The sequence below is a fragment of the Alteromonas sp. H39 genome, from assembly GCF_047556435.1.
In the GTDB taxonomy this organism is placed as follows: domain Bacteria; phylum Pseudomonadota; class Gammaproteobacteria; order Enterobacterales; family Alteromonadaceae; genus Alteromonas.
This window is the reverse complement of record NZ_CP180210.1, coordinates 2,864,596-2,877,240: the sequence shown is the minus strand read 5'-3', so window position 1 is coordinate 2,877,240 and position 12,645 is coordinate 2,864,596. Positions and strand designations below refer to the sequence as shown.

The following is a 12,645-nucleotide window of genomic DNA, read 5'->3' as shown; positions in this document are numbered from 1 at the left end:
GGGCAACGCCCCCGTTCAAGAGGTTAGTCGCATGTTTTGTCCGTTCTGCTCCGCCCAGGAAACTAAGGTAATCGACTCACGGCTTGTCGCTGAAGGTCATCAGGTACGACGCCGCCGTGAATGCCTGGATTGCCACGAACGGTTTACTACCTTTGAAAGTGCGGAACTTGTGATGCCTCGGGTTATCAAGCGCGATGGATCAAGAGAACCATTCAATGAAGATAAGTTGCGCGCAGGGTTGCAACGGGCGCTGGAAAAGCGCCCGGTCAGCACTGAGAAAGTCGAGCAATGTATCTTATCAATTAAATCTCAGTTGCGAGCTACCGGCGAGCGCGAAGTCGAAAGCGAGCTTTTGGGCAACCTCATCATGAATGCACTTAAAGAGCTGGATAAAGTGGCGTACGTACGCTTTGCTTCGGTGTACCGCTCTTTCGAAGACATTCGTGAGTTCGGTGAAGAAATTGCCCGACTTGGCGAAAAATGATCACTTCGGCAGGGAATAACACCATGCCTCAAGCTATTAAAGACGACTACAAGTGGATGGCAAAAGCCATTCAGCTAGCCCGCAGGGGCCTTTATACTACGTCGCCAAACCCCCGCGTAGGGTGTGTTATCCTCGATGCAGAAAAGCAATACGCTGGCGAAGGTTTTCATATTCAGGCGGGGACTCCGCACGCTGAAGTACATGCATTACGCCAGGCTGGTACGCGGGCCAAAGGCGGGACTGCCTATGTCACATTGGAACCATGCAGCCATTTTGGCAGAACACCGCCTTGTGCAAACGCACTCATTCAGGCCGGGGTGAAACGCGTGGTTGTGGCAATGACTGATCCTAATCCTAATGTCAGTGGGAATGGGATCAAACGCTTGCAGGATAATGGCATTACCGTGGTTACTGATGTCATGGCAGCGGAAGCTGCTGCGCTGAACCCTGGATTTATCAAACGTATGATAACCGGGAATCCTTATGTGCGCCTGAAGCTTGGTATAAGCCTGGATGGCAAAATAGCGCTGGAAAATGGCGTGAGTCAGTGGATCACAGGCCCCGATGCCCGTCGAGATGTACAACGATTCCGGGCGCAAAGTTGCGCTGTTCTTACCGGATCCGGCACGGCGTTAGCAGACAACCCCAGTTTGTTGGTGCGTCCTGCCGAGGCGGACTTTGCAGAATATCCGTCGGAGACACTGCGTCAGCCTGCACGCGTCGTGGTTGACAGTAATCGTAACCTGCCAGCAGATCTTCAGTTATTTACCGACAGCCAGCCTACATTTATCGCGACGGTGAAACGCCCCGCCGAGACTGAAAACGTGGCACATTTGTTATCGTTGCCGCAAAAGCAGGGCAAAGTAGACCTTGCTGAGCTTATGGTACGCCTGGGCGACATGCAGTTTAATGAAGTCTGGGTAGAGGCCGGTCCTGGTCTGAGTGGTGCACTGTTGCATGCTGGCCTGGTCGATGAGCTTATTATTTATCAGGCACCGAAATTGTTAGGTGACAAAGCAAAGTCGATGGTGGACTTACCATCGTTCACAGCTCTGAGTCAGACCATTTCATTGCAGCGGACGGACTGTCGCCAGCTTGGTGAGGATATTCGTATGCAATTCAACGTAATGCCCCAAGGGCACGTTTAAGTATTCACAGGAGAGCCGGAATGTTTACTGGTATTATCGAAGCGCTGGGAACCATAACGAAACTGGAGCGCCGTGGTGAAGATATTCGGCTAACCGTATCATCAGACAAACTGGATATGTCTGACGTGGCACTGGGCGACAGCATCGCAACTAATGGTGTATGCCTGACGGTAACGGATATGGGCAGCAATTACTATTGCGCCGACGTGTCGGCAGAAACAATAAAATACACCGGTTTTGCACATTACCAGTCAGGATCGAAAGTGAACCTGGAAAAAGCGATGCGTCCGGTGGACCGTTTTGGTGGTCATATTGTTTCGGGTCACGTCGACGGCGTGGGAACAGTGTCGCGAATTGAAAAGCACACCGATTACGTTGAAATCTGGGTGAAAGCACCCACATCACTAGCGAAATATATTGCTCACAAAGGCAGTATCACTGTGGATGGCGTAAGTCTGACAGTAAATGATGTGAATGGCGCAGAGTTTATGTTGTGGATCATTCCCCATACGCTGCAGGAAACGGTAATCGGCACATACAAGCCCGGCACGTCGGTCAATCTTGAAGTTGACGTGGTGGCCCGTTATCTGGAACGTTTGATGCTTGGAGAGAAAGCCGCAGAACCCGACGCCAAGAGCGGGATTAGTATGGCTTTTCTGGCAGAGAACGGTTTTTTAAAAAAATAATACCCTACAAGAAGCACGCAATATTATGGCACTGAACACTCCGCAAGAAATTATTGAAGACATCCGTCAGGGTAAAATGGTTATTCTGATGGATGATGAGGATCGCGAGAACGAAGGTGATCTGATTATGGCTGCCGAGCATGTAACGCCGGAAGCCATTAACTTTATGGTAACCCACGCCCGCGGGCTGGTGTGCCTGCCAATGACGCAGGAACGCTGTAAACGGCTCAATCTGCCGCTAATGGTAGATAAAAACGAAGCGCAGTTTTCCACCAACTTTACCGTATCAATTGAAGCTGCAAGAGGCGTGACCACTGGCATCTCCGCAGCCGATCGCGCCACCACGATTTTAGCGGCAGTGTCGCCGGACGCAAAAGCCACAGATATTGTGCAGCCTGGCCATATTTTCCCGTTGATTGCCAAAGATGGCGGGGTGCTAAACCGCGCCGGACACACCGAAGCAGGTGTTGATCTGCCGCGTCTTGCTGGCTGCGAACCGGCTGGCGTCATCGTGGAAATCCTGAACGAAGATGGCACCATGGCCCGTCGTCCACAACTAGAAGCGTTCGCTGAAAAACATAAGCTGAAAATTGGCACCATCGCCGACCTTATTGAATACCGTAACCTCAACGAAACGACTATCGAAAAGGTGGCGCAATGTCATTTACCCACGGAGTATGGGGATTTCGAGTTGCACACGTTTAAAGACGTTATCGACAATCAGATCCATTTTGCGTTGAAAAAAGGAGAGGTGAAAGCCGACGACCCAACCTTGGTTAGGGTTCATTTGCACAACACCTTCAGCGATCTGTTGGGGTCCACGCGCGGTATTAACCGTTCGATGACACTGCCCGAAGCAATGCAACGCATTGCAAACGAAGGCGGTGTGGTAGTGATCCTGGGTAAAGAGGAGCAGATTGAAAGCCAGGTTCGTCGTTTTGCCGCAGAAGATCGCGGCGAGCAGCCAACCGGTAAAGAGTGGCAGGGCTCGTCACGTACCATCGGCGTTGGCAGTCAGATCCTGGCAAGCCTCGGTGTACAGAAGATGCGCCTGCTGAGTAAACCGATAAAATATCATGCGTTATCAGGCTACGGGCTGGAAGTAGTGGAATACATCCACGAACAGTGAGGCTGAACGTAAAGAGAGGGCGACGATCTACTGGGTCGCCCCTAACCTGAATAAACATTCGATTTAGTTTGCGCGTAGTTGTGCTATACTGCGCGCCGTTTTTTCTCGAGGAAAGAAATCATGCAGGTCATTGAAGGTAACATTAGAGCGACCGGTAAGAAATTCGCGATTGTCGTATCCCGTTTCAACAGTTTTGTTGTCGAGAGCTTGCTTGAAGGGGCGCTTGATACACTGGAACGTCATGGTGAAGTGGGTGATGACGATATTACTGTGGTTCGTGTTCCCGGCGCTTATGAGCTGCCTGTGGTGGCTAAGAAGCTGGCTGAAAAGAAATCTTTCGATGCGATCATCGCACTGGGCGCAGTGATCCGTGGCGGCACGCCGCATTTTGATTTTGTTGCGGGCGAGTGCAATAAAGGTCTGGCGCAGGTGTCTCTGGAATACGGTATTCCGCTGTCTTTCGGTGTTATCACCACTGACTCTATTGAACAAGCCATCGAGCGCTCTGGCACTAAAGCCGGTAACAAAGGTGCAGAAGCTGCACTTGGCGCGCTTGAAATGGTAAATGTCATCGACGCTGTCGATAAATTATAAGGTCACTTAAGTGAAAGTCTCAGCACGTCATAAAGCACGGGAACTGGCCCTTCAGGGGATTTATTCCTGGCAAATGAGTAAAAATGCCATTGAGCAGGTAGAGCTGGCGCTGGCCACCAGTAACGATATGCAAAAAGTTGATATGGCTTATTTTCAGTCATTATTGCGTGGGGTTGCGAAGGATGTCGATGCAGTGGATACCGCAATACGTCCTTATCTGGGACGCTTGCCGGAAGAACTGGATCCTATCGAAAAAGCAATTCTGCGCCTGGCTACCTTCGAACTTACCCAGCGTATGGACGTGCCGTATCGTGTCATCATCAATGAAGCTATCGAACTGGCAAAAACATTTGGTGCTGAAGAGAGTCATAAATTCATCAATGGTGCACTGGACAAAGCCGTTCGTACTTTACGTAAAGACGAGCGCGGTTAATCCGTGCGCTTCCGACGTGGCCGTTCGTGCCATGTCGTAACGCAATAGTTGATTACTGTGAAAGAATTTGACCTTATAGGCCGCTACTTCTCTGAAGGCGGTCATCAACGCAAGGATGTTGTCGTAGGGATTGGCGACGACTGTGCGATTACCACCATAGCCGAAAATCAGCAACTGGCAGTCACGACAGACACATTAGTGGGAGGTGTTCATTTTCTGATGGATGCGCCTGCTAAATCAGTAGCATACAAAGCGGTTGCGGTGAATCTGAGTGACCTGGCTGCGATGGGAGCTGAACCCTCCTGGATTAGTTTGTCACTGTCGCTTCCTGAAGTTGACGAGGTGTGGTTGCAGGAGTTTGTCTCCGGTCTTTACGACCTTACCCAATATTACTCTGTCCAGCTCATCGGGGGGGATACCGTGCGAGGCCCGTTGTCGATGACAATCACCGCGCAGGGGTTTGTGCCACCGGGAGCAGCACTACAGCGCTCTCACGCCAGGCCGGGCGACTGGTTATATGTTACCGGTACGCTGGGCGACGCTGGAGCAGGGCTGGATATATTGCAGGATAAGCTTGAAGCCGCTGGTGAAGAGCGGGATTATCTTATAAAACGCCATCTGTATCCCACGCCACGTGTTGCCGCAGGCACAGCTTTGCGCAGGACGGCAAATGCGTGTATCGATGTTTCCGACGGGCTACTGGCAGATTTATCTCATATTCTGCGTGCTTCAAAATGTGGTGCCTGTATTCATGTTGACCGACTGCCGATTTCCCGTGCGCTGTATCACGTCGTCGATGCCAAAACAGCCTATAACTATGCGCTGACTGCCGGCGATGATTACGAGCTTATCTTCACAGTGAGTGAAGAACAACGTGGTAACCTGGAAACGTCGCTGGCAAGTACCAATGTGAAAGCGACCTGTATTGGTCAGATAACCGGCCATAAAGAGCAGCTTGATCTAAAACTGCATAATGCCCCCTATGATAAGCCTGATAAAAATGGCTACGAGCATACCTTCTGATGCAGAGGGAGTATCGCGAGCGGGTTAGCATGAAAAACCCCGTGCACTTTCTGGCTTTGGGGTTTGGGAGTGGGTTAATACCCTTTATGCCGGGGACTTTCGGTTCTCTGGTAGCCATCCCGCTACTGGTTCTTGCTGGCACGCTTAACGAGACCGCTTTCATTGCACTGACCGTACTGTCTTGTCTGTCAGGCATCTACTTTTGCGGAAAAACGGCTGACGATATGCAAGTACACGACCATGGCTCGATTGTATGGGACGAAGTGGCAGGTATGTTCGTCACCTTTTTGTTCTTACCACTTTCCTGGCCATACCTCGTTGCAGGGTTCTTGCTGTTTCGTATTTTCGATATTCTGAAGCCCTGGCCCATCGGCATTATCGATAAGCGCCTGCATGGCGGTACAGGCATCATGTTAGACGATATCCTGGCCGGAGCCATGGCGTGTCTGTCATTGCACGTGATTACCTTTCTGTGGCCTCACTGGCTGATAGGTCTGGCATCCTGAGGTTATGGCAGACATAACCGTTCGAGTCTTTACCGTGTTTGATGAGCGACGTGACGATGATAGCGAGCGGTGCAGTTGCTGATGACTGATTAGATAAAGTCTCATACCCGCACTGTCGATATCACAACACCGATACAATAAAGCCAGCAATGTTGCTGGCTTTATTATTTCAGGTAATTTGAAACCGGACAGCGCAAACTCAGGATAAGGCTGCATTCACGCTGTTGATTATGCCTTTCGCGTCCAGTCCATGTTTTTCATACATTTGTTGCTGCGTACCCTGAAGAATAAATTCATCGGGCAGGCCAATCGGCAGCACCCGTCGAAGCGTTGCTGAAGACTGGATATGCTCCATCACCGCAGAGCCTGCACCACCGGCAATACAGCCGTCTTCCAGCGTGACAATCAGCTCGTGAGCTTCACAGGCTTTGTCTATTGCCGCAGTATCCAGCGGTTTTACAAAACGCATATCAATTAAGGTGGCGTTTAGTGATTCAGCGGCTTCTTCGGCAAACGGTAGCAGGGTGCCAAAATTGAGGATAGCAACGCGTTCACCGCGTCGACACTCGCGAGAGACACCCAAAGGGATTTCAGCCATTGCGGTTTCCGGCGTCACACCTTTTCCGGCGCCGCGAGGGTAGCGAACAGCTGCGGGCCTGGCGGCCTTATGGCCGGTATACAGCATTTGACGACACTCGTTTTCGTCAGATGGCGTCATGATGATCATATTCGGTATACAGCGCAGGTAGGCGATATCAAACGCACCCTGGTGGGTAGGACCATCAGCGCCGACAACGCCTGCACGGTCGATAGCAAAGAGTACCGGCAGATCCTGTAGTGCGACATCATGGATTAGCTGATCGTAAGCGCGCTGTAGGAAGGTAGAGTAAATCGCCACTACGGCGTGATAGCCATCTTTCGCCAAACCTGCCGCAAACGTCACCGCATGTTGCTCGGCAATGGCGACATCGAAGTACTGATCGGGAAATTGTTGTGAAAACGCTACCATGCCAGAGCCTTCACGCATAGCAGGCGTTACAGCCATGAGCTTGGGATCCTGCGCCGCCATGTCACATAACCACTGACCAAAAATCGCAGAAAACGAGGGGGCTGAAGGTTTTGAGGCCGGCAGTGCATTTTCCGCCGGGTTGAACTTCGGCACAGCGTGGAACTTTATCGGATCTTTTTCCGCTGACGGATAGCCTTTTCCTTTCCTGGTCACCACATGCAGTAACTGCGGCCCTTTGAATTTGCGCATATTGCGCAAGGTATCCACCATCGCGTTCACGTCATGACCATCAATGGGACCAATGTAATTAAAACCCAGTTCTTCAAAAATAGTGCCGGGAACCACCATGCCCTTAAGGTGCTCTTCAGCACGGCTGGCAAATTCTTTAATCGGCGGTACGTTACTTAGCAGCTTTTTACCACCATCACGAATGGTGTTAAAAAAGTTACCAGTAAGCAAACGGGCAAGGTGACTGTTGAGTGCACCGACGTTCTCGGAAATCGACATTTCGTTATCGTTTAGTACAACAACCATGTCTTTGTTGATGTCACCAGCATGATTAAGTGCTTCAAACGCCATACCTGCCGTCATCGCGCCATCACCAATGACAGCAACCACTTTACGTCCCGCATTTTCTTTTTCAGCAGCTACGGCCATGCCCAACGCGGCGCTAATTGAAGTGGAGGAGTGCCCCACAGCAAAGGTGTCATATTCACTCTCTGGTGGCCACGGGAACGGATGCAGTCCGTCTTTCTGACGAATCGTTGACATACGCCCGGCGCGACCGGTCAGGATTTTGTGGGGGTATGCCTGATGGCCCACGTCCCATAACAAACGATCGAATGGTGTGTTATAGACATAGTGAAGTGCCACGGTAAGCTCAACCGTGCCCAGGCCTGAAGCAAAATGCCCGCTGCTTTGACTGACGCACGTTAACAGATATTCTCTTAATTCGTCTGACAGGGCATTCAATTTTTCTTGTGGCAATGTCCGAAGAGCTTCAGGCGTTGCTGCCTGTGAGAGAGTCGGATAATGCTTTAAATCTAAAGTCATGCGTTATTATTCTTAATACGTGAGCGCGTCAGACCTTAATGGTCACGCTTAACCATCAGTTCGCTGAACGCAGCAAGATAATCGGTATTGTAGGGCAAACTGTCCAATGCTTGAAGCGCGCTGTCATAAAGTGCCGCTAATTCTTTTTTAGCGCCTTCCATACCTAACAGTGCGGGGAAGGTATTTTTTCCCTGCGCAACATCAGAGCCTTGTGGCTTTCCAATAAGCTCAGCACTGCCTTCCACATCTAAAATGTCATCCTGAACCTGAAAAGCAAGGCCAATGACGCGCGCAAACTCGATAAACGTCGTTCTGTCGTGTTGCTCAAGCGTGTCACTCACTAAGGTGATCATCTCAACACACGCACACAGTAACGCCCCGGTTTTCAACTGATGAAGGCGTGTCAGCTCAGCAATCGAAATCGCTTCACCGGTAGAGGCTAAATCGATGGCCTGACCGCCACACATTCCCAGGTACCCTGATGATTTCGCCAGCACAGACACCAGTTGGGCGCGCTTTTTACTGCCAGACTCGCTCATAGGGTGCTCACACAAAATGGTGAATGCCAGTGTTTGCAAGGCATCGCCAGCCAGAATGGCAGTGGCTTCGTCAAACGCAATATGGCAGGTAGGCTGCCCGCGACGTAGATCGTCGTCGTCCATAGCGGGTAGGTCGTCATGAACCAGTGAATACGCGTGAATGCATTCTATTGCCATTGCAATAGTCAATTGGTCAGAGCGCGGGATATCCAGTGTATTTCCCACCAGATGGACTAAAAAGGGTCGCATTCTTTTGCCGCCGGCAAGGAGTGCGTGTCGCATCGCGGCTTTTAGCCTGGGTGCGTGATCCGGGAGCAAGCTGAGCAAGTGCAACAGTGCGTCGTCGGTTTGATCTTTTATCTGCTGATGCAGGACCGTAAATTCCATAATAGGACCTGTAGAGGCGCAGTCACGGTAGACTGCATAGCCTGTTAATCGTTGTCGTCTGTATTGAGATCCGTCAGTGTTTCCTGACCCTGCTCAGAAAGTAGGATTTTTACTTTTTGCTCAGCCTTTTCTAACGATTGCTGACTTAGGCGAGATAAGCTGATACCGCGTTCAAATTTTTCCAGCGCAGTGTGCAAAGGCAGATCGCCGTTCTCCATTTCATTGACGATAGACTCTAGCTCTGACAGGCTCTCTTCAAAGGTGAGGGGAGTGGATTTTTCCGTCACAGTATTACCCGGTAATTGGCTGGTAAAAGGATAGGCGCACATTAACCGAGGGTAGGCGACGGGTCAAATGGTTTGTCCAGTGATACCCTGTCGTATGCAGCATTTTTAATGTGGTTTGCAACGAGGTTATTGGGGATATGAGAACCTTCTGCGATAAATAGGTTATAGAATTCTATGGGAATGCCGATAGAATAGCTGTCACTTTTTGAATAATTGTGATGTAACGTTTTGAACAATAAAGGCAAAACAACCAAGTTTTGCCACCGTTACATTACCCGTTGGCACAGCATGAGGAAGAGTTTGTGGATTTAGCTACCGTCATAGGCATGTTGGGTGCAATTGGCTTTGTTGTCATGGGGATGGTCATGGGCGGCAGTATGGCGATGTTTATCAACGTCCCATCTATACTGATTGTATTCGGCGGTACCCTTTTCGTGGCCTTGTCACAGTTTACCCTGGCGCAGTTCTTTGGTGCCGGCAAAATCGCTGCAAAAGCGTTTATGTTCAAAATCGATTCGCCGGAATCACTGATTGAAAAAGTGGTAGAGATGGCGGATGCAGCACGTAAAGGTGGCTTTCTGGCGCTGGAAGAGGCGGAGATTGAGAGTCCTTTTATGCAAAAGGGCGTCGACATGCTGGTGGACGGGCACGATATTGAGGTGGTGCGCGAGACACTGGCAAAAGATATTGCCATGACGACAGACCGTCACGAGTTTGGTGCTACAATATTTAAAAGTATGGGGGATGTTGCCCCGGCCATGGGTATGATCGGTACGCTGATTGGTCTGGTAGCGATGTTGTCGAACATGGATGACCCGAAGGCCATCGGTCCTGCCATGGCGGTTGCCCTTCTGACGACCCTTTACGGGGCCTTTTTTGCAAACGTTATTTGCCTGCCTATTGCGTTCAAGCTGAATGTGCGTGCTCAGGAAGAAAGACTGAATCAAAAACTTATCCTCGACGGTATTGTGGGGATAGCTGATGGACAAAACCCGCGGGTTATCGAAGGGATCCTGAAGAACTACCTGGCGGCCAGCAAGCGGGCGACCGGCGCTGAGGATGAATAAGCATGGCTGAGCAGCAAGAAGAATGTCCTAAATGTCCACCACCGGGGCTACCTCAGTGGATGGGGACGTTCGCTGATTTGATGTCGCTGTTAATGTGCTTCTTCGTGCTGTTGCTGGCATTCTCGGAAATGGATGTACTCAAATTTAAGCAGATTGCGGGGTCGATGAAGTTTGCTTTTGGCGTGCAAAATAAAATTGAAGTAAAGGATATTCCGAAGGGCACCAGCGTGATTGCAATGGAGTTCCGGCCCGGACGTCCCGATCCAACGCCTATTGAAACTATTCAGCAACAAACCATAGAGATGACGCAGCAAATGCTTGAGTTTCAGGCAGGCGATGAGGACTCCGCAGGCGGTCGACAGAAACAGCGAGGTAACCAGCGCGGTGGGCAGGCGCAGCAGACGGCTACCGAGCAGGCTTCGTCAGCGGCTCAGAGTGCCGATCAAAGCGAAAATAACGAGCTGATGAAAAAAGTGGCTCAACAGCTGCAGAAGCAGATCCTGGACGGCTCGATAGAAATGGAATCGCTGGGTCAGCAAATCACGATACGTATCCGTGAAAACGGTTCATTTTCAGCGGGTTCAGCATTTCTACAGCCTCAGTTTAAACCTGTCATCAGGCAGATAGGCGAGTTGTTGGCAGAAGTGCCTGGAGAGATTGAGATTGCAGGACACAGTGATGGTCAGCACATTGCCAACGAGCTTTATAGCTCCAACTGGGACTTATCTTCTCAACGCGCAGTCGCTGTCGCAGAAGAGCTTCGCCGAGCGCCTGGCTTTGACGAGAAGCGTATGGCAGTAGTGGGCAAGGCGGATACTGTGCCGCTGATTGAAAACGCAACTACAGCGGATGACAGAGCCCGGAACCGTCGTGTGGAGATTAATATTAATCAGGGTAAACCAATGTTGTCTAAGCCGATATCAGTCATTGATGGCGAGGGCAGTAACGGGTAAAACCCGACTGGTAGAGACTAATCAGAGAATTAAAAAAACCACGGTCATGACCGTGGTTTTTTACGTAAGGCAAATGAGTTTGTGGAATTAGCGGAAGAGTGCCGCACGGTGAGCCGGTTTGCTAAGCAACAACTGCACCGTTGAGATGGTGCGCTCCAGAAAACCACCTTCACAATACTTAAGGTAGTAGGTCCACATTCTGACGAAGCGGTCGTCATAGCCGTCTTTGAGTAAAGCATCTTTAGCCTGAACAAATGCCTGATACCAGTCATCGAGGGTTTTCGCATAGTCCAGACCAATGTCCTGAAGATCGCGGATCATCAAATCACTGTGCCGCTTCATATGTGCATTGAGCTCGTATTGTGACGGCAGGAAGCCACCCGGAAAAATGTATTTCTGAATGAAGTCGACGCTGTCAGCATAACTATCGAAACGGCGGTCGTCGATGGTAATAGATTGCAGCAACATTAGCCCATCCGGCTTGAGCAAAGATGCACATTTTTCAAAAAAATTACCCATGAACCGTTTGCCAACTGCTTCTATCATTTCTATCGACACCAGTTTGTCGTATTTTCCTTCCAGCGTCCGGTAATCCTGTTTCAAAAGCGTAATTTTATGGTTTAGTGATTCTTTGGTAACCCAGTGCTGCGCATAGGCATATTGTTCTTCAGAGATGGTAGTAGTAGTAACCCGGCATCCGAAATGCTTTGCCGCATATACCGCTAATCCACCCCAGCCCGTACCAATTTCCAGCAGGTGGTCATTTTCAGTCAGCTGAAGCTTTTCGCAGATGGTCTGTAGCTTGTGTTGCTGCGCTTCCCCCAGGCTAGCATTAGGGTCAGGGTAAATCGCGGAAGAATACATCATGGTATTATCCAGAAACCGGGTATATAGCTTGTTACCCAGATCGTAATGTGCCTCGATATTCTTTTTAGCCTGATTGGTCGTATTGCTGTTCATAAGATGCTGCCACTTCAGCAACGGCATCGTGAGCCATTTGAATTTGTTTTCCCAGTAATCGAGGGTGGGCAGGTTTCTGGCGAAAATACGAATAACCGCCGTCAGATCATCGGTTGTCCACTGCGCATCCATATAGGTTTCGCCTGCAGCAACGCTTCCACCAAACAATAGCCGCTTGTAAGCGCTAAGATCCTGAATATCCACAACCGCGTGAAGATCTGACGCAGGATCGCCATACGTACCAACATCTTCACCTCTCTCGCGAATGGTCAGCTGACCTTCCGGCAGGTGTGACAGACATTTTAAAAATGCACTTCGACAGGCTTTCACCGTAAAGGGAATCTGTTCAGGTGCGGTAATTAAACTTTCGCCTTGTGACATTTCTTG

14 protein-coding genes are annotated in these 12,645 nt (G+C 50.2%); 10 read left to right on the top strand and 4 right to left on the bottom strand.

The genetic code is table 11. The features are described from left to right. Positions 1-31 precede the first annotated feature (31 nt). The 8 genes from nrdR (at position 32) to ACLBLI_RS12630 (ending at position 6,003) form a co-directional block, all read left to right on the top strand. Positions 32-484 carry a transcriptional regulator NrdR gene (gene nrdR, locus ACLBLI_RS12665; protein ID WP_414827963.1) on the top strand — a complete coding sequence of 151 codons (453 nt, stop codon included), beginning with the start codon at positions 32-34 and terminating at the stop codon, positions 482-484. 23 nt (positions 485-507) lie between these two features. Beyond that, complete coding sequence (ribD, locus tag ACLBLI_RS12660; RefSeq protein WP_414827962.1) at positions 508-1,632, top strand: bifunctional diaminohydroxyphosphoribosylaminopyrimidine deaminase/5-amino-6-(5-phosphoribosylamino)uracil reductase RibD; 1,125 nt, start codon at positions 508-510, stop codon at positions 1,630-1,632. A 20-nt stretch (positions 1,633-1,652) separates the two neighbouring features. Beyond that, the gene (locus ACLBLI_RS12655) at positions 1,653-2,318 is read left to right on the top strand and encodes a riboflavin synthase (protein WP_414827961.1); all 666 of its coding nucleotides are present in this window, start codon (positions 1,653-1,655) and stop codon (positions 2,316-2,318) included. A 25-nt stretch (positions 2,319-2,343) separates the two neighbouring features. Continuing rightward, positions 2,344-3,447, top strand: a complete 1,104-nt coding sequence (ribBA, locus tag ACLBLI_RS12650; protein WP_414827960.1) for a bifunctional 3,4-dihydroxy-2-butanone-4-phosphate synthase/GTP cyclohydrolase II — start codon at positions 2,344-2,346, stop codon at positions 3,445-3,447. Between the two features lie 120 nt (positions 3,448-3,567). Next, positions 3,568-4,041 carry a 6,7-dimethyl-8-ribityllumazine synthase gene (gene ribE, locus ACLBLI_RS12645; RefSeq protein WP_414827959.1) on the top strand — a complete coding sequence of 158 codons (474 nt, stop codon included), beginning with the start codon at positions 3,568-3,570 and terminating at the stop codon, positions 4,039-4,041. 10 nt (positions 4,042-4,051) lie between these two features. Next, positions 4,052-4,474 carry a transcription antitermination factor NusB gene (gene nusB, locus ACLBLI_RS12640; protein WP_414827958.1) on the top strand — a complete coding sequence of 141 codons (423 nt, stop codon included), beginning with the start codon at positions 4,052-4,054 and terminating at the stop codon, positions 4,472-4,474. Positions 4,475-4,531: 57 nt separating this feature from the next. Next, a complete protein-coding gene (gene thiL / locus ACLBLI_RS12635) occupies positions 4,532-5,497 on the top strand; it encodes a thiamine-phosphate kinase (RefSeq protein ID WP_414827957.1) in 966 nt (321 codons plus the stop codon). After that, complete coding sequence (locus ACLBLI_RS12630) at positions 5,497-6,003, top strand: phosphatidylglycerophosphatase A (RefSeq protein ID WP_414827956.1); 507 nt, start codon at positions 5,497-5,499, stop codon at positions 6,001-6,003. The genes thiL and ACLBLI_RS12630 overlap by 1 nt, the downstream gene beginning before the upstream one ends. A gap of 199 nt (positions 6,004-6,202) precedes the next feature. Here ACLBLI_RS12630 and dxs read toward each other — a convergent pair whose 3' ends face one another. Genes dxs through ACLBLI_RS12615 form a run of 3 tightly spaced genes read right to left on the bottom strand, consistent with a single transcriptional unit; the run spans position 6,203 to position 9,278 of the window. Beyond that, complete coding sequence (gene dxs / locus ACLBLI_RS12625) at positions 6,203-8,065, bottom strand: 1-deoxy-D-xylulose-5-phosphate synthase (RefSeq protein ID WP_414827955.1); 1,863 nt, start codon at positions 8,063-8,065, stop codon at positions 6,203-6,205. A gap of 35 nt (positions 8,066-8,100) precedes the next feature. Further along, a complete protein-coding gene (locus ACLBLI_RS12620; RefSeq protein WP_414827954.1) occupies positions 8,101-8,991 on the bottom strand; it encodes a farnesyl diphosphate synthase in 891 nt (296 codons plus the stop codon). Positions 8,992-9,035: 44 nt separating this feature from the next. Beyond that, positions 9,036-9,278: an exodeoxyribonuclease VII small subunit gene (locus ACLBLI_RS12615; protein ID WP_414827953.1), complete on the bottom strand. Its 243-nt coding sequence runs from the start codon at positions 9,276-9,278 to the stop codon at positions 9,036-9,038. 302 nt (positions 9,279-9,580) lie between these two features. Here ACLBLI_RS12615 and pomA point away from each other — a divergent pair, with 302 nt between their 5' ends. Both pomA and ACLBLI_RS12605 read left to right on the top strand, forming a co-directional pair. Then, a complete protein-coding gene (gene pomA, locus ACLBLI_RS12610; RefSeq protein ID WP_414830962.1) occupies positions 9,581-10,345 on the top strand; it encodes a flagellar motor protein PomA in 765 nt (254 codons plus the stop codon). Positions 10,346-10,347: 2 nt separating this feature from the next. Next, positions 10,348-11,298 carry a flagellar motor protein MotB gene (locus ACLBLI_RS12605; protein ID WP_414827952.1) on the top strand — a complete coding sequence of 317 codons (951 nt, stop codon included), beginning with the start codon at positions 10,348-10,350 and terminating at the stop codon, positions 11,296-11,298. An 87-nt stretch (positions 11,299-11,385) separates the two neighbouring features. On the opposite strand, the gene ACLBLI_RS12600 is transcribed toward ACLBLI_RS12605, so the two are convergent. Then, positions 11,386-12,639 (bottom strand): class I SAM-dependent methyltransferase, encoded by a 1,254-nt coding sequence (locus ACLBLI_RS12600; protein ID WP_414827951.1) that lies wholly within the window; start codon positions 12,637-12,639, stop codon positions 11,386-11,388. Between the last annotated feature and the right edge of the window lie 6 nt (positions 12,640-12,645).